Origin of the sequence: Stenotrophomonas sp. SMYL86, assembly GCF_036320025.1 — a bacterium.
Lineage (GTDB): Bacteria > Pseudomonadota > Gammaproteobacteria > Xanthomonadales > Xanthomonadaceae > Stenotrophomonas > Stenotrophomonas maltophilia_A.
Window position 1 is genome coordinate 30,486 of the sequence record NZ_JAWIRU010000004.1, and the last position, 24,758, is coordinate 55,243.

At 64.9% G+C, this 24,758-nt stretch carries 26 protein-coding genes; all 26 read right to left on the reverse strand.

Translation table 11 applies throughout. The features are described 5' to 3' along the window. Positions 1-100: 100 nt before the first annotated feature. A complete protein-coding gene (locus tag V3B64_RS06285) occupies positions 101-562 on the reverse strand; it encodes a GNAT family N-acetyltransferase (protein ID WP_329913819.1) in 462 nt (153 codons plus the stop codon). A gap of 160 nt (positions 563-722) precedes the next feature. Beyond that, positions 723-2,345, reverse strand: a complete 1,623-nt coding sequence (locus V3B64_RS06290) for an FMN-binding glutamate synthase family protein (protein ID WP_329913820.1) — start codon at positions 2,343-2,345, stop codon at positions 723-725. 55 nt (positions 2,346-2,400) lie between these two features. After that, on the reverse strand, positions 2,401-3,687 hold the full coding sequence (locus tag V3B64_RS06295) for a nucleotide sugar dehydrogenase (RefSeq protein ID WP_329913821.1): 1,287 nt from the start codon (positions 3,685-3,687) through the stop codon (positions 2,401-2,403). A 142-nt stretch (positions 3,688-3,829) separates the two neighbouring features. Then, on the reverse strand, positions 3,830-4,264 hold the full coding sequence (locus V3B64_RS06300; RefSeq protein WP_032128935.1) for a BLUF domain-containing protein: 435 nt from the start codon (positions 4,262-4,264) through the stop codon (positions 3,830-3,832). Between the two features lie 671 nt (positions 4,265-4,935). Beyond that, a complete protein-coding gene (locus V3B64_RS06305; protein WP_073665898.1) occupies positions 4,936-5,178 on the reverse strand; it encodes a DUF2274 domain-containing protein in 243 nt (80 codons plus the stop codon). Next, a complete protein-coding gene (locus tag V3B64_RS06310) occupies positions 5,175-6,434 on the reverse strand; it encodes a TrbI/VirB10 family protein (protein WP_073665899.1) in 1,260 nt (419 codons plus the stop codon). The genes V3B64_RS06305 and V3B64_RS06310 overlap by 4 nt, the downstream gene beginning before the upstream one ends. 1 nt (position 6,435) lies before the next feature. Further along, the gene (trbG, locus tag V3B64_RS06315) at positions 6,436-7,437 is read right to left on the reverse strand and encodes a P-type conjugative transfer protein TrbG (protein WP_073665900.1); all 1,002 of its coding nucleotides are present in this window, start codon (positions 7,435-7,437) and stop codon (positions 6,436-6,438) included. Next, positions 7,434-8,138, reverse strand: a complete 705-nt coding sequence (gene trbF, locus V3B64_RS06320) for a conjugal transfer protein TrbF (RefSeq protein WP_073665901.1) — start codon at positions 8,136-8,138, stop codon at positions 7,434-7,436. The genes trbG and trbF overlap by 4 nt, the downstream gene beginning before the upstream one ends. Before the next feature lie 12 nt (positions 8,139-8,150). Then, the gene (gene trbL, locus V3B64_RS06325; RefSeq protein ID WP_073665902.1) at positions 8,151-9,551 is read right to left on the reverse strand and encodes a P-type conjugative transfer protein TrbL; all 1,401 of its coding nucleotides are present in this window, start codon (positions 9,549-9,551) and stop codon (positions 8,151-8,153) included. Then, positions 9,548-9,880, reverse strand: coding sequence for a hypothetical protein (locus V3B64_RS06330; protein WP_073665903.1), 333 nt, complete (start codon positions 9,878-9,880; stop codon positions 9,548-9,550). Before V3B64_RS06330 ends, trbL begins: the two co-directional genes overlap by 4 nt. 12 nt (positions 9,881-9,892) lie before the next feature. Further along, entirely contained in the window at positions 9,893-10,618 is a 726-nt protein-coding gene (trbJ, locus tag V3B64_RS06335; RefSeq protein ID WP_073665904.1) for a P-type conjugative transfer protein TrbJ, read from the reverse strand. Beyond that, complete coding sequence (trbE, locus tag V3B64_RS06340; RefSeq protein ID WP_073665905.1) at positions 10,615-13,068, reverse strand: conjugal transfer protein TrbE; 2,454 nt, start codon at positions 13,066-13,068, stop codon at positions 10,615-10,617. The genes trbJ and trbE overlap by 4 nt, the downstream gene beginning before the upstream one ends. A 9-nt stretch (positions 13,069-13,077) precedes the next feature. Continuing rightward, the gene (locus V3B64_RS06345; protein ID WP_043108268.1) at positions 13,078-13,350 is read right to left on the reverse strand and encodes a VirB3 family type IV secretion system protein; all 273 of its coding nucleotides are present in this window, start codon (positions 13,348-13,350) and stop codon (positions 13,078-13,080) included. Continuing rightward, positions 13,347-13,730 carry a TrbC/VirB2 family protein gene (locus tag V3B64_RS06350; protein WP_003291753.1) on the reverse strand — a complete coding sequence of 128 codons (384 nt, stop codon included), beginning with the start codon at positions 13,728-13,730 and terminating at the stop codon, positions 13,347-13,349. The genes V3B64_RS06345 and V3B64_RS06350 overlap by 4 nt, the downstream gene beginning before the upstream one ends. Then, positions 13,727-14,791 carry a P-type conjugative transfer ATPase TrbB gene (trbB, locus tag V3B64_RS06355; protein WP_073665917.1) on the reverse strand — a complete coding sequence of 355 codons (1,065 nt, stop codon included), beginning with the start codon at positions 14,789-14,791 and terminating at the stop codon, positions 13,727-13,729. The genes V3B64_RS06350 and trbB overlap by 4 nt, the downstream gene beginning before the upstream one ends. Before the next feature lie 8 nt (positions 14,792-14,799). Further along, positions 14,800-15,264, reverse strand: a complete 465-nt coding sequence (locus tag V3B64_RS06360; protein ID WP_073665906.1) for a ribbon-helix-helix protein, CopG family — start codon at positions 15,262-15,264, stop codon at positions 14,800-14,802. Continuing rightward, a complete protein-coding gene (locus V3B64_RS06365) occupies positions 15,261-17,258 on the reverse strand; it encodes a conjugal transfer protein TraG (protein WP_033946874.1) in 1,998 nt (665 codons plus the stop codon). Before V3B64_RS06365 ends, V3B64_RS06360 begins: the two co-directional genes overlap by 4 nt. A gap of 228 nt (positions 17,259-17,486) precedes the next feature. After that, positions 17,487-17,750: an EexN family lipoprotein gene (locus V3B64_RS06370; protein WP_033946873.1), complete on the reverse strand. Its 264-nt coding sequence runs from the start codon at positions 17,748-17,750 to the stop codon at positions 17,487-17,489. Continuing rightward, a complete protein-coding gene (locus V3B64_RS06375; RefSeq protein WP_033946871.1) occupies positions 17,747-18,691 on the reverse strand; it encodes a LysR substrate-binding domain-containing protein in 945 nt (314 codons plus the stop codon). The genes V3B64_RS06370 and V3B64_RS06375 overlap by 4 nt, the downstream gene beginning before the upstream one ends. A gap of 6 nt (positions 18,692-18,697) precedes the next feature. Next, a complete protein-coding gene (locus V3B64_RS06380; RefSeq protein ID WP_033946870.1) occupies positions 18,698-19,372 on the reverse strand; it encodes an aquaporin in 675 nt (224 codons plus the stop codon). A 150-nt stretch (positions 19,373-19,522) separates the two neighbouring features. Further along, entirely contained in the window at positions 19,523-20,608 is a 1,086-nt protein-coding gene (locus tag V3B64_RS06385; RefSeq protein WP_033946869.1) for a methyltransferase domain-containing protein, read from the reverse strand. Positions 20,609-20,641: 33 nt separating this feature from the next. Continuing rightward, positions 20,642-20,824, reverse strand: a complete 183-nt coding sequence (locus V3B64_RS06390) for a hypothetical protein (RefSeq protein ID WP_033946867.1) — start codon at positions 20,822-20,824, stop codon at positions 20,642-20,644. A 96-nt stretch (positions 20,825-20,920) separates the two neighbouring features. Further along, on the reverse strand, positions 20,921-21,118 hold the full coding sequence (locus V3B64_RS06395) for a hypothetical protein (RefSeq protein ID WP_033946866.1): 198 nt from the start codon (positions 21,116-21,118) through the stop codon (positions 20,921-20,923). A 12-nt stretch (positions 21,119-21,130) separates the two neighbouring features. After that, entirely contained in the window at positions 21,131-22,024 is an 894-nt protein-coding gene (locus V3B64_RS06400) for a permease (protein WP_069955515.1), read from the reverse strand. A gap of 57 nt (positions 22,025-22,081) precedes the next feature. Further along, the gene (locus V3B64_RS06405) at positions 22,082-22,414 is read right to left on the reverse strand and encodes a helix-turn-helix transcriptional regulator (RefSeq protein ID WP_196643640.1); all 333 of its coding nucleotides are present in this window, start codon (positions 22,412-22,414) and stop codon (positions 22,082-22,084) included. Between the two features lie 198 nt (positions 22,415-22,612). Continuing rightward, positions 22,613-24,595: a relaxase/mobilization nuclease and DUF3363 domain-containing protein gene (locus tag V3B64_RS06410; RefSeq protein ID WP_073665907.1), complete on the reverse strand. Its 1,983-nt coding sequence runs from the start codon at positions 24,593-24,595 to the stop codon at positions 22,613-22,615. Between the last annotated feature and the right edge of the window lie 163 nt (positions 24,596-24,758).

Genomic DNA, 24,758 nt, shown 5'->3' on the forward strand with positions numbered 1-24,758 from the left:
CTGTAGAGTCGAGCCATGCTCGACTGCTTTTGATTCAGGCGATAGAGCAGTCGAGCATGGCTCGACTCTACAAAAACCATCGAGCAAACTCGACGCTACATCACCACGGCCGGCGCATGCTCACTGACGCCAACGCGACGCCACTGGGATGCAGATAGGTCTCTTCGCGCACGCTGATGAACCCGTGCCGTTGATAGAACGGCACGGCGTTGAGCGAGGCCGACAGCACTACCTCACGATCACGATCGGCCATCGCCAGCAGGCGCCGTATCAGCGCCTGGCCGATGCCCTTGCCGCCGTGATCCGGATCGACGAACAACGCATCAACCTCGTTGGCATCGGTATCAAACACGCCGAACCCGAGCAGGACACCCTGCCCGTCCTCGGCCACCACGCAGCCCCCCTGCGACAACAGCCGCGCGTACTGCGACGGTGGCGGCGAGGCAGACCAGGGCGCGATGACCTCGGGAGGGTAATGGCTGCTGCAGGTCTCGCGCACACAGCGCGTGCGCAGGGCCCACAGCCTGGCCACATCATCCATGGTGCCGGTCCTGAACTGCATGACGCCTCCTTGTAGAGCCGAGCCCATGCTCGGCTGTTCTTCGTTCCAACATCGCGATGTCTGATTGAAAGGCAGTCGAGCAAGACTCGACTCTACAGAATCGTTAATCTCGACGCCTGATCGAAAGGCAATCGAGCATGGCTCGACGCTACAGCAACGGTTACCGCGACTTGCTGGCGCGCAGCGCCTGGATCTTCGGCGGCGGCTGGAACGAGTCGCTGCGTGCATCGGCCCAGAACGCATGGAACACCGCATGGTCGGGCACCTTGTGCAGCAGTTCGCCTGGTTCCAGGTAGCGGTACAGCGAGGCCAGCGAACGGATTTCCACCGGTGAGACGCGGCGCAGGATGTGCTCCGGCCCCAGCTCGGCAGGATCGTTCAGGCCCGCCGCACACAGCAGCTCCTTCAGGGCGTGCAGCGTGTGCTCGTGGTAACTGTACACACGGGTGGCCTTGTCCGGTGCATCCAGATGCTTCCAGCGTGCCGGGTCCTGGGTCGCGATGCCGGTCGGGCACTTGTCGGTATGGCAGCTCAGTGATTGGATGCAGCCCAGCGCGAACATGAAGCCTCGGCCGGCATTGCACCAGTCAGCCCCCAGCGCGATGGTCCGCGCGATGTCGAACGCGCTGGTGATCTTGCCGGCCGCACCGATGCGGATGCGATCGCGCAGATCCAGGCCGACCAGGGTGTTGTGCACCAACAGCAGCGCTTCGTGCATCGGCACGCCGACATGGTCGACGAACTCCGCCGGTGCCGCACCCGTGCCACCCTCGGCGCCGTCGACCACGATGAAGTCCGGCAGCAGCCCGGTTTCCTGCATCGCCTTGGCAATGCCGAACCACTCCCATGGATGGCCGATGGCCAGCTTGAAACCGACCGGCTTGCCACCGGACAGCTCGCGCAGGCGTGCAACGAACTGCAGCAGCTCGACCGGCGTCGAGAACGCCGAGTGACGCGACGGCGACACGCAGTCCACACCCATCGGCACGCCACGCGTCACCGAGATCTCGGCGGTCACCTTCGGCGCCGGCAGCACGCCACCGTGGCCGGGCTTGGCGCCCTGCGACAGCTTGATCTCGATCATCTTGACCTGATCATGGGTGGCATTGGCAACGAAGCGTTCCTCGCTGAAACCGCCCTTCTCGTCACGGCAACCGAAGTAGCCCGAGCCGATCTCCCACACCAGGTCGCCGCCCATCTCGCGGTGGTAGGGCGAGATCGAACCTTCGCCGGTGTCATGATAGAAGCCACCGCGGCGTGCGCCTTCGTTCAGCGCGCGGATGGCATTGGCCGACAGCGAACCGAAGCTCATCGCCGAGATGTTGAACACGCTGGCCGAATAAGGCTTGGCACAGTTCGGGCCGATCAACACACGGAAGTCATGCTTGGCGATGGCAGTCGGTGCCAGCGAATGGTTGATCCACTCGTAATCCACCGCATAGGTGCTGCGCAGGGTGCCGAACGGCACCGTGTCCATCTCGTTCTTGGCGCGCTGGTAGATCAGTGCACGCTGCTGGCGCGAGAACGGCACGTCTTCCAGGTCGCTCTGCACGAAGTACTGGCGGATCTCCGGGCCGATCGATTCCAGCCCGTAGCGGAAGTGCGCCATCACCGGATAGTTGCGGCGCAGCGTGCTGCGCTTCTGCAGCAGGTCCCAGGTCCCCAGCGCCACCATCGCGGCAGTCAGGCCGACGCCCCAATACCAGGTCGGCCAGATCGTGGCCAGCCACAGGCATATCGGGAACATCAGGATGGCGAGCAGGTAGACGATATACCGGTGCATGGCTTTCCTCGGTTGCAACTGCCCCCGAGTCTACCGCGCCACCCGCTGCCAAGGCTTACAAGCGATCGTCAACCACGTTGCGCGGCCAGGCCGATTTCACGTCGTAGACCAGGCCTCCCGGCGCCAGCAGGCCCCGGATTGCGGATTCATCCATCGCCTTGAAACGGGCGTGGGCCACCGCCAGCACCACCGCGTCATAACACCCCGCCCCGGGATCGGCCAGCCAATCCAGGCCCTCGCCGGTCAGCGCCGCCGGGCCGACCCAGGGGTCGCTGACCTCCACCTGCGCACCGGCATCGCGCAGGCGTTGCGCCAGCTCCAGCGCGCGGCTGTTGCGCAGGTCCGGGCAATCCTCCTTGAAGGTCACGCCCAGTACCAGGATGCGTGCGTCCGCCGGCGCACGGCCACGCTCGGCCAGCATCGCCAGCACCCGCGCCGCCACGTGCTCGCCGACGCGGTTGTTGACCTGTCGTGCGGTGTGGATCAGGTCCGGGTGATAGCCCACGCTCTCGGACTTGTGCAGCAGATAGTACGGGTCCACGCCGATGCAGTGGCCGCCGACCAGCCCCGGCCGGAACGGCAGGAAATTCCACTTGCTGCCGGCGGCGTCCAGTACGTCCTGGGTATCGATGCCCAGCCTGTCGAAGATCAGGGCCAGCTCGTTGACCAGCGCAATGTTGACGTCGCGCTGGATGTTCTCGACCACCTTGGCCGCTTCGGCCACCCGCATCGACGGTGCCGGGAAGGTACCGGCGGCGATGATGCGCTGGTACAGACCATCAATCACCGCAGCAACTTCCGGTGTCGAGCCGGAAGTGATCTTGCGGATGTCGGCCAGGCGCCGCTGGCGGTCGCCGGGGCTGACCCGTTCCGGGCTGTAGCCGCAATAGAAATCTTCGTTGAAGCACAGGCCGGAGCCCTGCTCCAGCAGCGGCACGCACACTTCCTCGGTGGTACCGGGGTAGACCGTGGACTCGTAGATCACCAGGTCGCCGGCGCGAAGATGACTGGCAATCAGCCGTGTCGCCGAACGCAGGGGCTCCAGGTCGGGCTGCTCGTAAGCATCGATCGGGGTCGGCACGGTGACGATGTAGACGTTGCAGGCATCGAGCAGTGCCGGATCGCTGCCGTACTGCAGCAGCTGCGCACTGGCCAGCTCGTCGGATTCCATTTCCAGCGTGTGGTCCTGGCCGTTGCGCAGCTCGGCGATGCGACCGGCATCGATATCGAAACCCAACGTCGGCCACTGCCGGCCAAACGCCACCGCCAACGGCAGGCCGACGTAGCCCAGGCCGATCACCGCAAACAGGGGTGCGCTGGCCGCCGCTACCGGCGCACTCATCGGCACATCCCGCGCAACGGATGCGATCGCACATACGCTGCCATGGCCTCGGCCAACACACTCATCTGCTGCACCACTCCGGAAAACCTGCGCCAGAAAGGCTACAGCCTACCGGCCCCGGCGCCCTGCCGCCAAGGCGGGCTCAGGACCCCAACGCCACCGCGGCCGGTTCCAGTTCGCCGTCGGCGCCGGTCCAGGCCTGCAGCAGGCGCTCGAATCCACCGCTGCCAAGCAGGAAGCCGGGCCACGCGGCGTCGACGATCTGTGCCAGCAGCTCCGGTTCGATCCGCCGCGTGCCCATCGACCAGCGCGGAAATGCGCGCTGCACTACGGGGGCACGGCACAACACTTTCAGCTGCCCGTGGCTGCGCGCATTGAGGATGCGCTGGAACACCGAATCGATGCCGTCCTCCGGGCCCTCGAGATACTGCAGGAAGCGCGCTCCGTCGAACATCAGCACACCGGTGACACCGGCTACACGATTGAATGCCGTGGCGTCGGCCAGCAGGCGGTCAAGATCGGTTGTCTGCAGATCGGCGCGGGCCTCACTGGCATAGGCAATCGCGTGCAGCGACATCAGGTGGCTCCCCCCCTGGGAACGATGGCAGGGACTATGACATGAATGCGATCGACAGTTAAGCACGCCGCGGCCATGATGCAATCCGGTTGCGGAACCGCAGGTGGGCTACAATCGGCCCCGCGCTGCAGGCCCGGATGGCGAAACTGGTAGACGCATCGGACTTAAAATCTGTTTTGTCAAGTCCTTTCTGCTTGAACTACCGGGCCAGAAGGTCAATAGTGACAACGGTTTGCGAGCATCCAAGATGTCGCTTCATAGCTTGGCTTGACGGTCAGGAGCCAACTAGGCGCCAGTAGATGGAGGTAGGTGTTTCCAGCGCATCGCGCGCTACGCCCGAGTGGTGAAATCGGTAGACACAAGGGACTTGAACAATTTGAGCCTTCGGGGGGAAACGCCCGAAGTGAAGCCCGTCAAATTCGGCGAAAGCCCTGGATGCTTCGGCATCCGAGCCAACGCCGAGCCAAGCCCAAGCTATGCGCTTGGGAAGGTGTAGAGAGCAGACGGCGGGCACCTACGGCTGTAAGGCTATGGTGAAGGCGTGCTCCAGACCACGAACGCCCTGTGTGAGCAGGACGGCGGCGAAAGCCGAAGTGGTAAGAAAATCCCTCGACCTCACGGTCATGCCGGTTCGATTCCGGCCTCGGGCACCAATCCAGAGCCGCCCCTGCTCACGCAGGGGCGGCTTTTCCGTTCTTGGGCTGTGTGCGCTTGAAGCCACGATCCCCGGCCATGAAGGCTTCCAGCATGTGCGGGATCAGCGTCATGGCATCGACCGCCTCGCCATACGCCTGCGCGTGCAACGCGGCGTAGCGGTCGAGGTCGGCTTTCAGGCTGGCCGGGCAGGCAAAGGTCAGCTTGACGCTCTCGGTCTTGGGCAGCGGCCCGAGCCGCAGCTTCTTGGTCGCGCTCATTGCGAAACTCCCCGATTGAAGAACAGCGGCTGGTACGGCCGCAGCACCAGATCCCGGTTGACGATGATGCGAACCGGCAGGCCCGGCCGCGTCGTCAGCGTCGGCTGGATGTTCATGTTGCGCCGGGTCATCTCCTGGCCGACCTGATTGATGCTGTCCTGTGCGCTGTCGCGTCCGGCAATGACGATGCGGTTGCCGTCCTGCCGGTTCTCCGGCGCAGCCAACTCAGCGCCGACGCCCAGCAGCGTCGTCAGCACCGCGCCCGCGATGATGCGATTCCAATGCCAGTCCACGTCGTCCTCCAGGCCGGCGTAGCCGGCCGGGTCGGTGCCGACAAGGTTGTCGAGCGCCAGCGAGGACGTGTCGGGCAGGATGACCCGGTTCCACACCACCTGCACGCGACTCTGCCCGTAGCTGACCTGGCTGTTGTAGCGCCCGAGGATGCGCGATCCTTGCGGGATCAGCAGGAACTTGCCCGTGGCCGAGTCATAGACCGGCTCCGTCACCGTGGCGATCACGTCGCCCGGCAAGTCCGACTTGATACCCGTCACCAGCGCACCGGCGATCACCGTTCCCGCCATCACCTGATACGGCGACGCCGGCAACGCCAGGTTGCCGGAATTGCGGGTTTCCGTAGAACCGGCTTTCAGGAATGCCTCTTTCTGATCTTGCCGGTTCTGCACGGCGGTCGGGTCGGCGGGCTGGGCCGCTGTCGAAGCCGGCCCGGCAGCGAGCGGGTCGAAGGCCGCGAGCGTGCTTGCTGCACCCGGCGCCGCCTGCGCCACCATGGCGGCGGCTTGGCCGCCCGAGCGGAAGAACACCGACGAAGCCGCAGCGGCTTCCGCCTCCTTGCGCAAGGCGTCATTCGGGTCGTGGCCGGGCGCCGAGTAGGCGGCCACGGCCGGCTGCTGCGAGGCCACGATGGCCGGGCCGAGGTCGCCCGGTAGCGGCGGCCCCAGCTCGGGCACCTTCGGCGTCAGCTTCGAGTAGTCGGCCGGCAGGCCATCCAGCCCTTCGGACTTGGACACGCGATCGACGTTGTAAAGCTCGGTCTGCTCGTTGGCCCCGCGCCGCTGCGGCTGCAGCGACCAGATCGTGGCCCCGAGCACGGCGACCGACAGGCCGCCGACGAGGATGGCCAGCGTGCGCCGGTTCAGGCGCGTGACCGGACGCGGCTGGGCGCGCAGCGCCACCGCCTCGGGCGCCATCTTGCCCGCCTGCGGCGTGGCAAGGTCGGGGGTGTCGTCCTGGCCCATGTCAGTTCCTCCGCGTGCCATCCGTGCGCTCGATCCGCACCATGTCGCCCTTGTCGCCACCCAAGCGCAACTCGGCGGCGCCGAAAAGACGATCGACGATGTAGTACGGTGAACGGAAACGGTAATTGACCAGTTGCCCGTCGCCTTGCGCACCGATGACGAACAGCGGCGGCAGCTCGCCTTGTGCGATGCCCGGCGGGAACTGGATATAGACCTTCTCGCCGTCATCGAAGGCGCGCAGTGGTTTCCACGGCGGACTGCTGCCGCTGATCGCGTAGCGGAAGCGCAGGTTCTCCAGCGACAGCCCGGTATCGACAGGCGCGGCGGCGCTGGCCGCCTGCGCCTGGCGCTGCAAGGCCAGCATCCGGTCGCGCGGGTACTCCCAGGACACCGACGCCATCCACGTCTTCTCGGTCGAGGTCAGCTCCAGCAGGTACGTCCGGCGGCTGGTGGTGATGACCAGATTCGTCTTGAGACCCGAGCGGATCGGCTTGACCAGCACGTTCACGCGCAGGTCGGCGCCGTTGCCGCTGGACGTGTCGCCCACGATCCAGCGCACGGTATCGCCAGCGGCCACCGTCACCAGTTCCTCGCCCGGCTGGAGTGCAATCACGGTCACTCGGCCCACGGCCGCATAGACCTGATACAGCGCGCCATCGGTGAAGGGCCACACCTGAATCGCGTTGACATAGCCCTCGCGCGTGGGCGCGATGCGTGCCTCGGCGTTGGCACGCGAGACGCGCACCTTCTCGTCGGCCGGTTCCGGCGCAGGCTTGGCTTCCTCGCCCTCGGGCACTGGCTTCAACTGCGCCGGCATCGGCAACACCTCGGGCACGGTCACAACTTCCACTGGCTGAGGCGGTTCGGGCAGTGGCTGCGCCTGCACCGGCTCATCGAGCGAAATCACCGGCGGCGGCTTGCCCTGCGTGGCGCAGCCTGTGAACAAGATGGTTGATGCAAGCAGGATCACCGGCAAAGCGGATCTACGGAAAAGTGCATTCATGGCTTGGCTCCTTCGGAAGAATCCAGTTCGCGGCTCCACGACAGGCCGTTGACGTAGATGCCCAGGGGGTTCTTGCGCAGGCGTTCTTCGGTGCGCGGCGGCTGGAGCACGATGGACACCACGGCCGTCCACCGCTCCAGCCCAGCCGCGGCGCCATTGACGTAGCGGCGTTCCGTCCAGCGCACGTTGAAAGACGTGTCGCTGGCGCGCACGACGCTGGTGATCTGCACCGTTACCGACTCTTTGCCGATGCGCGCGAACGGATCGTTCACGCGCGCGTAGTCGTTGAGCACGGCCGCGCCCTTGTCGGTGGTGTGGTCGTAGGCGTCCAGCCAGTTCTGCCGCACCACGATCGGGTCGATGGACAGCGACCGAACCAGCGTGACGAAACGCGCGATGTGGTGCGCCGTCTGCGCATCGCTGGGCCGGTACGGCGTAGCGGCTTCGCCCACGGCGCGCACCTGGCCCGCGTTGTCCACCTCCACCACATAGGGCGTGACGATGGACTGCGCCGAGCGCCAGACCAGGCCGCCCGCCATCAGCAGCGCAAGCGCGAGGCAGCCGAAGGCCATGAGGCGCCAGTTTTTCGCCTGCACGCGGGACGAGCCAATGCGCTCGTCCCACACCTGGCCGGCAGCTTGGTACGGAGTGGCAGGCTGCGGCGTGTCGGCGTAGCGCACCTGCGGTCGTTTGAATCGCATGGTCAGTTCTCCTTATGAATCGGAATCGCGCAGGCTCGGCCCCTGGCCGGAGCCGCCGCCATCGCCACCGCGCAGCGCGTGGGCGGTGGTGGTCGCGGCATGAGTGAGTTGCTGGCGGCGGTGCAGCCGCTTGGCCCAAGCGGGCTGTTCTTGCTTCTGCGCGTTGGCGCCGCCCGCTGCGGCTTCGCCTGTGGAGGCCTGGCTGGATGCTCCGGCTCCACCGGATGCCGCACCCGCACCGTCGTCAGTCGGGCCGTTCCACCCGGCACGGAAGGAGCTGGTCATCTTCTGGCCGAAGGCGGATGCGCGGGACGCTGCACCCCGTCCGGCAGACTGCGCGCCGGTCTTGGCGACATTTCCCAAGCCGGCCATCGCGCCTTTCGCGCCACCGCCTGCGGCGGCGGAACCGGCCTGGAACGCCGAGCGTGCGCTGCTGGCCGTCGAGGTGGCAGCACGCGCACCACTGCCGGCGAGCTTGGCCGCGGCAGGCGCCATGCGCGCCCCGGCCATGACCGCGCCGCCTACGCCCGTCGCGGCGGCACCGACAGCAACAGCGGCTCCGGCAGCACCCACCGCAGCGCCGGCCATCGCGCCCGCGCCGAGCTGGGGCGCACCGGAGACGAGGCCCGTGGCGATGCCAGGGCCGAAGATCCCTAGCGCCAGCAAGGTGAGCGAGGCCAGCATGATGACCAGTGCGTGGTCGATGGACGGCTCGGCGGGATGGACTTGGAACTGAGCGAACAGGCCCGAGCCGATGCCCACGATCACGGCCAGCACCAGCACCTTGATGCCGGCGGAAACGACATTGCCCAGCACCTTCTCTGCCAGGAACGAGGTCTTGTTCCACAACGCGAACGGCACCAGCACGAACCCGGCGAGCGTGGTCAGCTTGAACTCAATCAGGGTGATGAAAAGCTGGATCGCCAGCACGAAAAAGCACAGCACCACGACCAGCCACGCGAGGAACATCACCGTGATGGCATCGAGGTTCACGAACACCTCGGGGAAGCCGGCCATCTCGCCGACTTGCTCCAGAATCGGCGCCCCGGCGTCGATGCCGGTCTTGGCGAGCCGGCCCGGCTGCAAGAAGTTTTCCATGGTGATCGCCGAGCCGGTGGCCGTCAGGCCCAGCCCGGCGAAGGATCGGAACACGATGCCGGCCAGCCAGTTGAAGTTGCCGATGATGTAGGCGAAGGCACCGACGTAGAGCACCTTGCGCAGCAGCTTGGCGATCACGTCCTCGCCCTGGCCGGTGGCGTGGCTCATCGCCCAATACAGTCCGGCGATCGTCATGTCGATGACGATCAGCGTGGCGGTGAGGAAGGCCACTTCGCCCTGCAACAGCCCGAAACCCGAGTCGATGTAGGCGGAGAAGATATTGAGGAACTGGTCGATGATGGTCACGTCATTCATGGCGTGCCCTCCGGTTCGGCCGGCGATGCCGGCGCCGTGCCATCGCCCGGTTCATCGAAGCTCGGCGGGATCGGCGGCAGGTCGGCCAGCGTCTGGTATTCATCCGGCCCGGTCTGACCGGAGAAGAAGCGCCGTCGGAAGGCTTCGGCGGCGGCGCGGCAAGCGTCCTCGCCCGTGGCCTGGCGGTCGGCCGCGCATTGCGCGCGCAATGCCTTGAGCCGCACGGGATCGGTGGCCAGGGCATCGGCAAGGTTGTCGGCCGGCTGGTCGCTGCACGCGGCCACCAGTGCCATAAGCAGCGAAACCGACAGGGCGAGGACGCATCGCATGGCGGCCTCCCGTCAGTTACCGTAGAAATCCACGCGCTGCGGCGTGTACGGCGTGCCATCGCCCAGGAAACGCCGCCGCACTTCGCGGGCGCGCTCCGTGGCCGCCGCCTGCCGCGCCAGCTCCAGCGAAGTGGCCCGGTCTTGCGTGATCTGAAGCCGCTGCGACTGGATCGACTGCTTGGCCTGCAAGGCCAGCAACTGGTTCATGGCCTGCATCGCCTGCAGCGCGCCTTCGGCCGACTGGCTCTTGCCCACAAGATCGGCCAGCACGCTTTCGTCTTCGCCCAGGTTCTGCGACACCTGCGCCTGCATCTGCATCGTGGTCTGCAAGCCGTTGAGCGTGTTCCGCCAACGCTCCTGCGCGTCGCGGTACATCTGGTCGCCGCTGACGGTGGCGGCGTACTGCTCGGGATACAGGCGCGCGAACTCCCGATCCAGATTCGTCACGTCATAGGCCAAGCCTCGGGCCTGGGCGATCAGCCGCTCGGTCGTCGCCAGGTTGGCGCGCAACTGGTTCACCACGCTGGACGGCAGGCTGGCGAGGTTGCGCGCCTGGTTCATCAGCATCTGCGCTTCGTTCTGAAGCTGCTGGATCTGGTTGTTGATCTGCTCCAGCGTGCGGATCGCGGTCAGCGTGTTCTGCACGAGGTTCGTGGGATCGACCACGACCCATTGCGCATGGGCGGTGGCGGTGCAAAGCATGGTCGCGATGGCGGCGGCGACAAAACGCTTTTTCATGGCAGGTTCTCCAGGGGTTGGTCAGCGAGGGAACCCGGCGCGAGGCCGGGGAACGAGGGCAGCAGGTCGGCCGCCCAATCGAGGCCGCGATGGCGCAGCCAGGCGCCCGCGAAGCCGGGCACGCCGGCGTCCAGCAGCACGCGGTCTATGTCGCGCTGGTCTTGCGGCGTAGAAGCGCCCGCAAACGCCAGCGTCGCCGGCCCCAGGTCGAGGTCGAACACGCGATTGCCGAGGCGGGACTGGTAGTAGTAGTCGCGTTTGGGCTGCGCGGTGGCGACAATTTCGATCTGCCGGCTGTTGAGGCCGAAGCCCTCGTAGATCGTGCGAATCTGCGGCTCGGTAGCCTGCGGGTTTGGCAGGAAGATGCGGCTAGCGCAGCTTTCGATGATCGCGGGCGCGATGCTCGAATCCTTGATGTCGGCCAGCGACTGCGTGGCGAAGATGACGCTGACGTTCTTCTTGCGCAGCGTCTTGAGCCACTGGCGGATGCGCGCGGCAAACACCGGGTCATCGAGGAACAGCCACGCTTCATCGAGGATCAGCAGCGTGGGAGCGCCATCAAAGCGTTCGTCGAAGCGCGCAAAGAGGTAATGCAGCACGGCCATGACGGCGGCCTTGCTGTGCATCAGCTCCTCCATCTCGAAGCACTGCACGTCGGCCATGCCCAATCGGTCATGGTCGGCGTCCAGCAGCTTGCCGTGCGCGCCGCCCAGCACATAGGGCGCGAGCGCTTGGCGCAGCGCGTTCGATTGCAGCAGCACGGAAAGCCCCGTCATCGTGCGCTGCTCCACCGGCGCGCCTGCGAGGCTTCCCAGCGCCGACCAAATAGCGGCCTTCTCGTCGGGGCCGACTGCGACGCCTTCGTGTAGCAAGCGGCCCTCGATCCATTCGGCCGCCCAGGTGCGGTAGCTCTCGCGGTCGATGCGGGCCAAGGGTTGGAAGGCGATTTCGCCATCCGTGCCAAGGTCGTAATGCTCGCCGCCCAGGCCGAGAATGGTGGCGCGCATCGAGCGGCCCATATCGAACGCGAAGATGCGCGAGCCGCGATAGCGGCGGAACTGCATCGCCAGCGTGGCGAGCAAGACCGACTTGCCCATACCAGTCGGCCCCGCGACCAGCGTGTGGCCCACGTCGCCGATGTGCGTGACCAGCCGGAACGGCGTTGCGCCTTCGGTGCGGGTGACAATCAGGGGCGGCCCGCCCAGGTGGTCGTTCTTCTCCGGTCCGGCCCATACCGCCGACACCGGCATCATGTGCGCCAGGTTCAGCGTCGAGACGATGGGCTGCCGGACATTTGCATAGGCGTTGCCGGGAACGGACGACAGCCACGCATCCACGGCGTTGAGGGTTTCGGGGATGGTGACGAAGCCGCGTCCCTGGATGACGCGCTCCACCATGCGCAGTTTCTCGTCGGCCACCGCAGGGTCGGCATCGAGCACCGTCACCGTGGCGGTGAGGTAGCCGAAGGCGACTTGATCGCTGCCCAGCTCCTGCAGGGCGGCGTCCGCGTCCGCCGCCTTGTTGCTCGCGTCGGTATCGACCAGTGGGCTTTCCTGCTGGAAGATGGTTTCGCGCAGCAGCGCGATCACGTTCTTGCGCTTGGCGAACCACTGGCGGCGCAGGCGTCCCAATTCCCGTTCCGCCTCGGCTTTGTCGAGGCACAGAAACCGCGTACTCCAGCGATACGCAAAGCCCAGGCGGTTGAGGTCGTCCAGAATCCCCGGCCAGGTCGAGGTCGGGAAGCCCCGCACCGACATCACCCGCAGGTGCTGTTCGCCCAGCATGGGCGCCAGGCCACCGACCAGTGCGCAGTCGGTCAGCAGCGCGTCGATGTGGAACGGCACCTCGGGCATGCCGACGCGGTAGCGCCGCGTCGAGATGGTCGCGTGCAGGTAGGTCAGCGTCTGCCCGTCGTCCAGCCACGCGATTTCCGGCATCACGCCATCGAGAAGGTCGAAGACACGATCCGTTTCCGCCATGAAGGCCGCCAGGCGCTCGCGCCAGTCCACGCCTTCGGTGGGCCGGTTCTCGTACAGCATCCCGGCCGCTCGGGCGCGGGATTCCTCGGGAGGCAGGTACACCAGCGTCAGGTGATAGCTGCTCTCGAAGTGGTTGCCCGATTCCTCGAAGGTGGCGCGGCGTTCCTCGTCCACCAGCCACGACAGCGGCTCGGGAAACGCCGAGTGCGGATAGTCAGCAGCGGCCCGGCGCTCGGCTTCGATGAACAGCGCCCAGCCCGATCCCATGCGACGCAGCGCATTGTTCAAGCGCGCCGACGTGGCGATCAGCTCGCCCTGCGTGGCGCTGTCGAGGTCAGGCCCGCGAAAGCGCGTCGTGCGCTGGAAACTGCCGTCCTTGTTCAAGACGACGCCTGGCGCGACCAGCCCGGCCCACGGTAGCCAGTCCGCAAGCAAGGCCGGGCGCTGGCGATATTCGGCAAGGTTCAGCATGGCATCACCTCACACGTCCAGCAGCGGCTTGTGCTTGATGTGCCGCGCGAACACGGCCATGAACTGCGGATCGACGCGCGCACCCCACACCGCCAGCGAATGGCCGACGATCCAGAGCACGACACCGGGAATCCACAGTTGCAGGCCCAGCCCGACAGCGGCGGCGAGCGTGCCGTTCGCAATGGCGACCGTTCGCGGTGCGCCGCCCAGCAGGATCGGCTCGGTGAGCGAGCGATGCAGCGGCACCTCGAAGCCGGCCGCGAAGGTATCCGGGGCACTCATACGACGGCCCCGCCCGAGAAGCTGAAGAACGACAGGAAGAACGAGGACGCGGCGAACGCGATGGACAGGCCAAAGACGATCTGGATCAGCTTGCGGAATCCGCCCGACGTGTCGCCGAACGCTAGCGCGAGGCCTGTGGCAATGATGATGATGACTGCGACGATGCGCGCCACCGGCCCTTGAATCGACTCCAAGATCGACTGCAAGGGGCCTTCCCACGGCATCGAGGAACCGGCGGCCTGCGCGGTTCCGGTCAGGAACAACAGCAGCGCGGCCAGCAGCAGCCCTTGCCCCGCAGGGCGGGCCAGGCAGCGCAGCCGCGCAAGACGCAATGCCGGATTTGCAGAAAAACGGAAAGCAGGAAAAGTCATCTGCGTCATGGCAGTTCTCCAAGTGAGTCAGGGGTTGGGGAAGTCGCCGCAGCGGATGCGGCATCGGGGTTTGGCGACAACTCGGGAAACAGCGTGTCCAGCGCGTCCGCCTCCCAATTCGCCAATCGGTAGCCCACGCCGTCGAAGCCGACGACGCGGGCAATGCTCTCGATGCGGCGTTTGCGCCCACGCCCGGCGATGTGGATCACCACGTTGACCGCCTCGGCGATCAGCGCACGCGGCGGGTTCACGGCCACTTCGAGAATCAGTTGCTCCAGGCGCAGCAGCGCGCCCAGCGCGGAACCTGCGTGGATCGTGGCGATGCCGCCGGGGTGTCCCGTGCCCCACACCTTGATGAGATCCAGCGCCTCGGCGCCGCGCACCTCGCCGACGACTACGCGATCAGGCCGCAGGCGCATGGACGAGCGCACCAGCTCGGTCATGGACACCACGCCTGCGCGCGTGCGCAGCGGAACGTGGTCGCGGGCCGCGCATTGCAGTTCCACCGTGTCTTCGAGCACCAGCACGCGGTCGCCGGTGGCGGCGATTTCGGCGAGCAAAGCATTGGCGAGCGTGGTCTTGCCGCTGCTGGTGGCGCCGGCGATCAGCACGTTCTGCCGCTCGCGCACGGCGCGAACGAGAAAGCCCGCCTGCGCGCTGGTCATCATCCCGTCAATGACGTACCGCTCCAACGGGATCACGCCGATGGCACGCTTGCGCAGCGCAAAGGCCGGCCCCGGCGCTGCCGGCGGCAAGATGCCCTCGAAGCGTTCGCCCGTTTCGGGCAACTCGGCGGACAGCAGCGGCTGGCCGCGATGGACTTCTGCGCCGACGTGGGCCGCGACCAGGCGGATGATTCGCTCGCCGTCCGCCTCGGGCAGTTCCACGCCCATCGGCGCGCGCCCACTGGAAAGCCGATCCACCCAAAGGGTGCGATCAGGATTCAGCATCACCTCCACCACGTCCGGGTCTTCGAGCGCGACGGCGATCAGCGGCCCCATCGCCGTGCGCAGCATCTGGATACGCCGGTCGAGCGATGTGGCGGTCATGGACTGCCCTTCAGTGGAAATGCGGGCGCTCATGACGCACGCTCCCGCGCTTGCGCGGCCGCCGCCGCGTCGTCCATCCGTATCGGGTCGGGGTGCAGTTCCTCCACTACGTCACGCACCAAGCTGCGGCCACGCAGCAGGTGGCGGCCAAGCTGCTCCACGAATTGCTCGAAACGCGCTTTGCCCTGGGCGCGGGCCGCGTCCTGATGGGCTTCGGGAACCGGCGTGCTGACAGTCAGGAAGTAGCGGATGAACAGCGCCAGCGTTTCGATCTGGATGTTCTGGTCGCGCTCCAGGCGCTCGGCCTGCCGCGACAGGCGATCGAGCCGCTTGGCGATGGCTGCCTCGCGCTGGTCGCCAGCATCGGGCGACAGCCACGATGCGAGCGCCGCCGCGACGATGGACGACTTGGACACGCCTTTCTTGGCGGCCAGTTCTTCGAGGCGCTTGGCGTGCTCGGGCTGGATGAACAGGTTGAGGCGGTAGTGGCTCATAGGTCGATTCCGTCGTTGGGGTCGAGGGAAGCCAGCCGGGCCGTGCGCTGCATGGCCGGGTCGAGCTGGCCGGGAAGCGGCAGGTCGTCGTCGTCATCGAGCAGCGCCAGGTCGTTTCCGGCGGGCTGCGGTTCGGGGCTGTATTCGGTGACTTCGGATAGCTCCGGCTGGCGGCGCGGGCCGCCGTCGTCGGCGGTGCAGCCCAAGCCTTCGGCGACGGCACTGGTGGCCACTGCGGGGACAGAGGGGATCGCCAGGCCGCTCCAGTCGTCAGGCCGGGCCGGTGGCACATCGGCGTACTGCCCGGCCGCAAGCGCGGGCGGCGGCAATACGCGGCTCTTGAAATTCGCGTCAGCGTAATAGCGCAGCTTCTTCGCCTTGATCGGTGCCACGCTGGACACCATGACCACTGATTCGTCGGTCGGAAGCTGCATGACTTCGCCCGGTGTCAGCAGCGGGCGGGCCGTTTCCTGCCGCGACACCATCAGATGCCCGAGCCACGGCGCGAGCCGGTGGCCGGCATAGTTGCGCTGCGCGCGCAGTTCGGTGGCGGTGCCCAGCGTTTCGGAGATCCGTTTGGCCGTGCGTTCGTCGTTGGTCGCAAACGTCACGCGGACATGGCAGTTGTCCAGAATTGAATGGTTCTGGCCGTAGGCTTTGTCGATCTGATTCAGGCTCTGCGCGATGAGGAAGCTGCGAATGCCGTAGCCAGCCATGAAGGCAAGCGCCGTCTCGAAGAAGTCCAGGCGGCCCAGCGCCGGGAACTCGTCGAGCATCAGCAGCAGCTTGTGGCGGCGCTCGATGCCGTCGCTGCCGTCGAGCGACTCGGTAAGCCGTCGCCCGATCTGGTTGAGGATCAGGCGAATGAGCGGTTTGGTGCGGGAAATGTCCGAGGGCGGCACTACCAGATACAGCGAGACGGGATGCTCGGATGCGATCAGGTCGGCGATGCGCCAGTCGCAGCGCGAGGTGACTTCGGCCACCGTGGGGTCGCGGTACAGGCCGAGGAACGACATGGCGGTGCTCAACACGCCCGAACGCTCGTTGTCCGACTTGTTCAGCACTTCGCGGGCAGCGGACGCGACAACCGGGTGCGGTGCATCGGCCAGGTGCTTCGTCGTCATCATCTGGTGCAAGGTCAGCTCGAACGGGCTGGCTGGGTCGGAGAGGAAGTTGGCAACGCCGCGCAGCGTCTTGTCCTCGCCCGCATAGAGCACATGCAGAATGGCTCCGACCAGCAGCGCGTGGCTGGTCTTCTCCCAGTGGTTGCGCTTCTCCAGCGCCCCTTCGGGGTCAACGAGAATGTCCGCGATGTTCTGCACGTCGCGCACTTCATGCGCGCCGCGCCGTACTTCCAGCAGCGGGTTGTAGGCTGCCGACTTTGCATCGGTCGGGTTGAACAGCAGGCAATGTGAGAAACGCGAGCGCCAGCCGGCGGTGATCTGCCAGTTCTCGCCTTTAATGTCGTGAATGACGGCGGATGCGGGCCACGAAAGCAGCGTGGGCACCACCAGGCCGACGCCTTTGCCCGAGCGCGTGGGCGCGAAGGTCAGGACGTGTTCCGGGCCTTCGTGGCGCAGGTACTCGTTGCGGTACTTGCCCAGGAACACGCCAACCGGTTGCGTCAGCCCGGCCTTGCGAACGTCATCCGCTTCGGCCCAGCGTGCCGAGCCGTATGTGGTGACAAGGCGCGATTGCCGGGAGCGCCACACCGACATGGCGATGGCGACCACCACCGCCACCAAGCCGCTACCGCCCGCGATGGCCCCGCCAATATCGAAGACATGCGGCGCGTAGGCATCGAAGAAAAACCACCACTCGAACAGCCGCCAGGGGTGATAGACCGGCGTGCCGAAGAAATCAAACCAGGGCGAGCCAAGGCGTAGTTGATAGCCCAGGGCGGCTGCTGTCCATTGCGTTGCACCCCATACGCCGGCGATCACGATGCCGAAGACGGCGGCGATCTGCCCGAACAGCACGCCCTGAGCTTGCATGACTGACCTCCGATTCCTGCGCTATTCCTCGTTCAAGAGCGGCACAAGGACGTGCCGCATAGCGTGAGAATCGGTGCCGGGTCAGTGCCGGTCAAAGACCGTTATCGGAAGCAAGATGATGCAAAAAGCATTGTTTCAGGCTGCAAAGAAACCAGTAAAAACACCGCAGGCGCGAGCGCGCTGCGGCGTGTTGGCAAAGAAGACAGGATTTTTTGCGAAAGACTGCGATCAGAACTTCGGTGGCGTTTCCAATGGCGTGTAGGGTGTCTTGCCGTCGCCATAGAACCGCTTGCGCGTAGCTTCGGCCACACGGTTGCACAACACGTCGCCAAGCGTCGCGCGGTCGGTTTTGCATTGCTGGCGTAGTTCCTTCAACCGTGCCGGGTCGGCAGCCAGTTCCTCCACGGTCGGTACGTTGGCCTGCTTGGGTGTCTCCGACGGGCCGCAGGCCGTTAGCACGGCTACCACAAGCATAGGTGTTATTCGCTTCATAGCTCGAATTCCTCCTGTGATTCGGACTGAGGTGGCGGCACGGGCCTCACACCTTCGGGCAAGTCGATCGCCTGCACCCGTTCGATGAATCGGGACAACACTTCCGAACGCTCGTCTTCGCGTCGCAACAAGTAGGTTGTCAGCATTGGCGAGCGGCCCGCCAAGGGCCGGGCCACAACGCCAGGTTCCCGGTTGGACACGATATGCGGAGCACCAGCCAGCCCCAGGGCGAAGCCGGCCGATACGACCACCATCATCAAGTCGAATGAGGCAACACGTTCGACGATCAGAGGCTCCCGGTCAGAGCGGCGCAGCACACGTTCAACCTGTCGCGCGTAGCCCTCACATGCTTGCGGGTCGCAGAGAACCAGCGGAAAGTGCAGCACTTCGTCCAGCGGGATGCGTCGGTGCTTGAGCAAATGATGGCGTGCTGGCACCGCCACCATCAGCGGGTCATTCCACACGGCTTCGGCGGCGATACCTTCGCCTACTTCATCCGATTGCGCGAAGCCCACGTCGTACAAGTCGTCTTGCAGCCCCTTGATTTGCTGCGACAAGGGCACCTGAAACAGCCGGATATCGACTTCTGGTTCCTCCTGCCGGCAAAGTGCGAGCAAGGTCGGTAGGCGCGGCGGCGTGATGCCATCGGACAGGGCAATACGCAACTGGCCGTGGAAGCCATTGGCCGCAGCCTTCACGCTGTCGCGGGCCTGCTGCAAGGCAGCGAACACGCGCGGAACATGCTCCAAAAACAGCTTGCCAGCCCGCGTCAGGCGCGTGCTGCGGCTGGTTCGGACAAACAACTGTTCGCCCAAGTCTTCCTCCAACTCCTTGATAGTGCGCGACAGCGGTGACTGCTCGATATGCAGTCTCTCGGCCGCGCGGGCGAAGTGGAGTTCTTCAGCGACTGCAATGAAGTAACGCAGATGTCGTAGTTGCATGGCCGCTCACGATTTCTTCGATTCTGCATCGCTGCATTTCGGCAGCGTGGCGGGTTTGTCCATCAAGACGAAAACCAAGACAGCGAGCAGCGCCCCGGATAACGGTGCCAACCAATAGATCCAGTGGTTTTCCCAGTGATGGCTGAATAGCGCAGGCCCAAAACTTCGCGCCGGATTCATGCCTGCGCCTGTGATGTATCCACCGACCAGTGCGCCCAAGAACACCACCGAACCAATGATCAGTGCACTGGTTGTTCGCAGCACGGTCAAAACCAGGAAAAAAGTCAGAATTATCTCCACCGTGAAACCGTTCGCCAGGCTGACGCCGGTGCCGATTCGGGTGGTGCCCGCTTCGATCCGTTGCCCGAAGAGGGCGAACAAAGCGGCCGACGCCAGACAGGCGCCAATGATTTGCGCGATGGTGTAATAGAGCAGGCATCTATACGAACACCTACCAGTAGCGCAGAGCGAAAGTGTCACCACGGGGTTAAGGTGGGCGCCGCTTGACGTCGAAATACCGCCAATGATGCAGGTTACGCTGACCCCAAATGCAAGCGCAACGCCGAGATAACTGACCGCGTCACCTTGCTTGCTCAGTATCGCTGCGCCTGCCCCGATAAAAATCAGCGCGAAAACCCCAATCAATTCGGACAGAAAATATTTCCACTGTGTAGGAAGCATACGAACTCCTCCGTGGACTACCCGTTCTTGTTCAATGCAGCGCCCCTTTTACGCAGCATTCCTATCCTCTTTCGCTTGAAAACGCCGAGATCAGGAAGGCATGATCGGTCGTCCTGATCTCACTTCGTGTTGCCCGCAAAATGGGGGTTCCTAGCATCCGCACCCAGCGGGGCCGCAAACGCCCACATCGGCCAGCGTTGGCACTGACTCGATCAGCGGCGTACCACACTGGAAAAGGCCATAGTGTCGGCGGCCGTCGCCAATCACATCGAACAAGATGCGATAACGACTCTTGCTGATCATGTCGGCCGTATTGCGACATACCGGTACCGCCCGACCGGTATCGAAAGCATGGCCGTTGTCCAGCACGAATCGGTCGGGGGCTTCCGGCAGGTTGCCTTTGTAGATGGCAACCTGCCCGTAATCCTCGCAACGGTCTTCCAAATCCATCTTGAACAGGCGCAAGGTGATCGAGTACAACTTGGCGCCCCCGAGCTTTGCTTCGATGGCGGGATTGGCGATGGTTTTCAGGCTCTTGGCGGTAACTCGCACATCAAGGAAGCCGGCAGCCTGTGCCAAGCGCACGAAGTCCTCGAAATACAGCGCATCACCGATGCACTCGCCGACGATAAGCGGATCGTCTTTCAACTCAGGGGCTAGCCTGCGATCTGAGAAGATATCGGCGAAGTAGATTTCGCCGCCAGGCTTGAGCAGTTTGGCCATGCCTGCCAACACATCGGCCTTGGTCATCGACAGGTTGATCACGCAATTGGAAACGATGACATCTATGCTCTCCGGCAGCAGGTCGAGCTGATCCAAGGCTTCGATATTGCCTTGCAGAAAGCGGACGTTGCTTTCGGTGTGGCCGAAGACCTTGCGGTGGTGCTCCACATAGCTCTGCGCGAAAGCGATCTGTTCGGCTGTGGCGTCCACACCGATGACCTTGCCTCGCTCGCCCACCAGGCTAGACAGCACGAAGCAGTCGCGTCCGCCGCCGCAGCCCAGGTCCAGCACGGTTGCGCCCTCCAGCAGCGGGGGGAAGGGCGCACCACAACCGTAGAAGCGCATCTGCACATCGTCGTGTATTTGCGTCAGGATGGCTTTGATGGCGTCTGACGGCGGCTCGTCCGCTGTGCAGACATTGGTCGCCAAATCTTGCTTATCCGTCAAGGTGTCCCCGTAGTAGTGCTGAACTTCCTCGATCCGCCGTTCCAGGCTTGGAGCTTGATTGTTCATGGACTGTCTTCCTTTGAGTTGAAGGGTTTAAGGTCAGTGGGCAGCCATGCGGCCCAACAAGTCGATGCCGACAGGCTCCTGCGCCTGCAACGGAATCATGGCGAAGCGATGGGCATGCTGGCCGCGCACGTCGGCAATCAGCGGCAGTTCGCGGCTGGCGCGCGTCACCAGGAATGGCGATGCCGGACGAGCGGCTGTCAAGCTGTTGTTGATCACCCTGGCTCAAGGCTCGATCTACGCGCGGTGCATGTCGTGTTGTAGGCTCACCGTTTCCAGCACCAGCGTGGTTTCCGCCTTGATAGGTCGATTGGGCTACCGGGTGGCAGGTGGCGGCTGAGTGGCATCATCGTCCTTGACCTCCTCAATGCGCACCGCGCAACATGCGGACTTCTTGGCGACGGGCATTTGGGTCACTTCCGTCTTGGGCACTTCTTCGATGCGCACCGCGCAGCAAGCCGAGTCCTCCTGCTTGTCAAACAAACGCGCTATAAAGCCTTTTTTCTCGGACATGGTCTTTCTCCTTCAAATGAACAGCAGATTGGCGACGTAACCCACGCTGATGGCAACCGTGAAGATGGTCAGCACGAACACTGCCACCAGTCGGGGCCGGAAGATCGTGTTGAGCAGCGTGACTTCGGGAATGCTGGCACCTGCGCCAGCGATGATCAGCGCCGCTACCGCGCCGATGCTCATGCCTTGGGACTGCAAGGCCATGCCAATCGGAATCAGGGTTTCAGCGCGGATGTATAACGGCACACCGATAGCGGCAGCCACGGGAATCGCGAACGGATTGTCGGCACCTGCCATAGTGGCGATCCACTCACCGGGTACCACGCCATAAATCAGCGCGCCAATGCCCGCGCCGATCAGCAGGTAGGGCAAGGAAGTCTTGAACAAAGCAAAGGCCGCGCTGCCAGCTCGGCGCAGGCGCGATTTGAAGTCGGTCGGCCCTGCAATTTCGCTCTCGCCGACCACACGCACCTTCTTTACGTCGCGCTCCAGGCCAAAGAGTTGCCAGACCGCGCCCACTGCCACCGCCAGCACAAAGGATGCCGCGCCATAGAAGACGGTGAACTTCCAGCCGAACAACGTAACCAGTAAGCCCAGGATCACCGGGTTGAGGATGGGCGAGGAAACTAGAAAGGACATGGTGGCGCCAAATGGCGCACCGGCGTTGAGCAAGCCGACCGTGACCGGAATAGTCGAGCAGGAGCAAAACGGCGTGACTGCCCCCAGCCCGGCACCGACGATGTTGCCACGCAGGCCTCGCCCGGTCAGTAAGCGTTGCACCGTGCTGGCTGGTACATACTCCTGCATCATCGCCACCATGAAACTGACGACGAAGAACAGCGCGATCAACTCGGCGCTGGTCATGGCGAAGAACTGCAGGGTTTCGGTGAGTGTGTTCAGGTTCATCATATATTCCTGTTCAATGCATAGATGATCAATGTTTGTATTCAAAAAAAACCGCCATTACTGACGGGTGATGTACGCAGCCACCTCCATCCAAGCATCTACCGCCACCGTGAAGGCTTCGCGGCCCCTGTCGGTCAACGTGTAGACCTTGCGTCCACGGCCCGCAACCGTTTCGGTATGCGCGGTGACATAGCCGCCCTGCTCGAACTCGCGCAACACCGGGTAGATAGTGCCTTCGGTGGGTGCGCAACAACCTTGGGTCGAGCACTCCACTTCACGTGCGATCTCATAGCCGTGCATGGGCCGCTTTTGCAGCACGCTCAGGATGAAGAACTTGGACAGGCTCATCTTGATGATGCCGCTCCAATACAACCGGTCGGTATAGTCCACCGGTGTGCGCTCTACGGTCTTGAGGGAAGTCGTCGATTTAACCATGAGCGTAACTATATACCTTGTTCATCAAGGTATCAAGCGGCAACCGAAAAATCCCCTCCTGGGGCGGTGCCTGGCCGGATGGAGGGCGCTCGCATGAGTCTGCGACCACAAGTGAAGCATCACGAGCCACGGCACACATGACAAATTCAGTCTTTAGCCTACAGATGGGCCGCGCTGGCGACCGAGTTCCCAGGAGACATGCCCGCCGCGGACTGTGGCAGCCAGGGATTGGCCCAGTCGCTGTTCGATGACGGGCTTCCAAGGCACGAGCGTGAAACCTAAGCCGTCGTCCAACATGGCGAAGCGCCCGCTGGCGAACATGATGGAGCGCCGGTAGATGCCAGCCACACGCTGCCCGTCGGCTACCGGGCGATGCTCCAGGCCAGTTTCCGCTGCTATGTCCTTGGCGGCCTGCGCCAGTTCTCGGTTGCGCAGCGTGCCCAGCAGGTCGCGGGCGAGGATGACGCGCTGGCCGCGTCGTTGGGCCAGCCCCTGTTCTTCGAGGAAGTCGGCACGCTGCTGTATGGCCTGCTTGGCGTCGCCGCCAAAGCCCAGGTCGCCCAGGCCCGAGCCACCGCCGATCAACTGTTGGTCGAGCCAGGTGGCCCCGATCACGCGGGCCTGCCGCTCGATGGGCAGGTGAGATTTCAGCTCCACGGCCACGCCGCCCAGGCGCTGCGCGTCGTACTGGCGGCCACGCTCGGCCAGGTCGTCCGGCACCTTCCATAGCCCTTCGGCGACGCGCTCCACGATGCCGGTCCGGCGCAGGGCTTCCAGCCGCCGGACATGCGCCGCGACAACTTCCTGCGGGTCGCGCCCGTCCTTGGCACGGCCCTGTTCGATTGCCAGGTGGTGATCGGCGCGGTACAGGCCATCGCTCGCCAGCGCGGCGATGTTTTTGTCGGCTGCACGCACGTCGGCCGAACCCTTCACTTCCACCACCGCGCCTGTGGGATAGTTCGCCAGCTCGTCGCGGACATTCAGCGCGACGTAGTGGGCCTTGCCGTCCGTGCCGTCGATGACCAGATAGCCCCGGTCGTGCAGTTCGTCGGCCAGCCCCTTCGCGGCCACGCGGCCAAGGATGGTTCTGCCATCGTCGCCCGGCTCGAACACTGCCAGCTCGCGCGGCTGCCCGCTCATGGCTCGCTGCATCGTGCGGATAATGTCGCCACGCTCGCCCAGGGCACGCAGGGTCTTTTCCGCATCGGCATGAATGGCCCAGGTGCCGGGCTGCGTCTCGTCGGCCAGGCCCAGACGCTGCAAGCGTTGCAGGCGGCCGATCAGCAGCAGGCGTTGGCGTTGCAAGTTCGGCTCCCTGAAGCGTTCGATCTGCACCCGGCCATCCTCGCCGGATTCGCGCTGCAAGGTGCGATCCAGGCTTGTCCACCGCGCCTGTTCCACCTCGCGCCCCAAGGTCTGCTGGATCTCCAACTCGGTGCGCGGCCCCAGCCATTCGGTCGCCAACTCGGCGGCACGATGGCGGAAACCGTGGGCGATGTAGTCGCCCGCGATGATGAGGTCTTTGCCGGTGTCATCGCGCCCGCGCACGACGATGTGCGTGTGCGGGTTGTCGGTGTTCCAGTGGTTGACGGCCACCCAATCGAGGCCCGTGCCCAGATCGGCCTCCATGCGGCCCATGAGGTGCCGCGTGTAGGTGCGCAGGTCTTCCAACTCGGCGCCGTCCTCCGGCGAGAGGATGAAGCGGAAATGGTGCCGGTCGTCGGCGCAGCGTTCATTGAAGGTGTCGAGGTCGGCGGCATCGGTCTGCGGCCCGTAGGCCCGGCCCGGCTCGCCATCGCGGCCCACGCCATCGCGCTCGATGTAGCGCAGGTGCTTGGCAAGCGACTGCGGGCTGGCCTGGCGCTGGTTGACCAGCAGCGTCTTGGTGGTCACGCGCCGCGACATTGGCGTCAGCTTCGCCCCGGCGAAGCGCGCCGCCGTGTGGCCGCGGCCCAGGCGCGAGCCGGGCCGATGCCCGGTTCCTGCGCCCTTGCCAGCTCCCCCAGGACGGCGCACCGAGGACTTGCCGCTACTGGCCTTGCCCGCCTGTTTGAGCACCTTGGAAACGAAGCCCTGACCCCGGTTCTTCGGGGCGCTGGGACGGATGCGGAAGTCATCGTCGCGGCGGTCGCTCATGGTTGTCTCCCCGGAAAGCTACGGCGTGTCCGGTCGTGCGAAGCACGCGGACATGCCAACATCGTTGCGGGCATCGCGTCGCAAGCGGCACGGCGGCGAAGCCGTTGCGTGCCGCGCCACCCCCATGTGCAGACTGGCTTTGCGGGCCGATAGGTGCCGCACC

Bases quoted from the DNA above. Each gene is read 5' to 3' on its own strand.
- V3B64_RS06285 (WP_329913819.1), bottom strand. From the start codon at position 562: ATGCAGTTCAGGACCGGCACCATGGATGATGTGGCCAGGCTGTGGGCC.
- V3B64_RS06290 (WP_329913820.1), bottom strand. From the start codon at position 2,345: ATGCACCGGTATATCGTCTACCTGCTCGCCATCCTGATGTTCCCGATA.
- V3B64_RS06295 (WP_329913821.1), bottom strand. From the start codon at position 3,687: ATGAGTGCGCCGGTAGCGGCGGCCAGCGCACCCCTGTTTGCGGTGATC.
- V3B64_RS06300 (WP_032128935.1), bottom strand. From the start codon at position 4,264: ATGTCGCTGCACGCGATTGCCTATGCCAGTGAGGCCCGCGCCGATCTG.
- V3B64_RS06305 (WP_073665898.1), bottom strand. From the start codon at position 5,178: ATGAGCGCGACCAAGAAGCTGCGGCTCGGGCCGCTGCCCAAGACCGAG.
- V3B64_RS06310 (WP_073665899.1), bottom strand. From the start codon at position 6,434: ATGGGCCAGGACGACACCCCCGACCTTGCCACGCCGCAGGCGGGCAAG.
- trbG (WP_073665900.1), bottom strand. From the start codon at position 7,437: ATGAATGCACTTTTCCGTAGATCCGCTTTGCCGGTGATCCTGCTTGCA.
- trbF (WP_073665901.1), bottom strand. From the start codon at position 8,138: ATGCGATTCAAACGACCGCAGGTGCGCTACGCCGACACGCCGCAGCCT.
- trbL (WP_073665902.1), bottom strand. From the start codon at position 9,551: ATGAATGACGTGACCATCATCGACCAGTTCCTCAATATCTTCTCCGCC.
- V3B64_RS06330 (WP_073665903.1), bottom strand. From the start codon at position 9,880: ATGCGATGCGTCCTCGCCCTGTCGGTTTCGCTGCTTATGGCACTGGTG.
- trbJ (WP_073665904.1), bottom strand. From the start codon at position 10,618: ATGAAAAAGCGTTTTGTCGCCGCCGCCATCGCGACCATGCTTTGCACC.
- trbE (WP_073665905.1), bottom strand. From the start codon at position 13,068: ATGCTGAACCTTGCCGAATATCGCCAGCGCCCGGCCTTGCTTGCGGAC.
- V3B64_RS06345 (WP_043108268.1), bottom strand. From the start codon at position 13,350: ATGAGTGCCCCGGATACCTTCGCGGCCGGCTTCGAGGTGCCGCTGCAT.
- V3B64_RS06350 (WP_003291753.1), bottom strand. From the start codon at position 13,730: ATGACGCAGATGACTTTTCCTGCTTTCCGTTTTTCTGCAAATCCGGCA.
- V3B64_RS06360 (WP_073665906.1), bottom strand. From the start codon at position 15,264: ATGAGCCACTACCGCCTCAACCTGTTCATCCAGCCCGAGCACGCCAAG.
- V3B64_RS06365 (WP_033946874.1), bottom strand. From the start codon at position 17,258: ATGCAAGCTCAGGGCGTGCTGTTCGGGCAGATCGCCGCCGTCTTCGGC.
- V3B64_RS06370 (WP_033946873.1), bottom strand. From the start codon at position 17,750: ATGAAGCGAATAACACCTATGCTTGTGGTAGCCGTGCTAACGGCCTGC.
- V3B64_RS06375 (WP_033946871.1), bottom strand. From the start codon at position 18,691: ATGCAACTACGACATCTGCGTTACTTCATTGCAGTCGCTGAAGAACTC.
- V3B64_RS06380 (WP_033946870.1), bottom strand. From the start codon at position 19,372: ATGCTTCCTACACAGTGGAAATATTTTCTGTCCGAATTGATTGGGGTT.
- V3B64_RS06385 (WP_033946869.1), bottom strand. From the start codon at position 20,608: ATGAACAATCAAGCTCCAAGCCTGGAACGGCGGATCGAGGAAGTTCAG.
- V3B64_RS06395 (WP_033946866.1), bottom strand. From the start codon at position 21,118: ATGTCCGAGAAAAAAGGCTTTATAGCGCGTTTGTTTGACAAGCAGGAG.
- V3B64_RS06400 (WP_069955515.1), bottom strand. From the start codon at position 22,024: ATGAACCTGAACACACTCACCGAAACCCTGCAGTTCTTCGCCATGACC.
- V3B64_RS06410 (WP_073665907.1), bottom strand. From the start codon at position 24,595: ATGAGCGACCGCCGCGACGATGACTTCCGCATCCGTCCCAGCGCCCCG.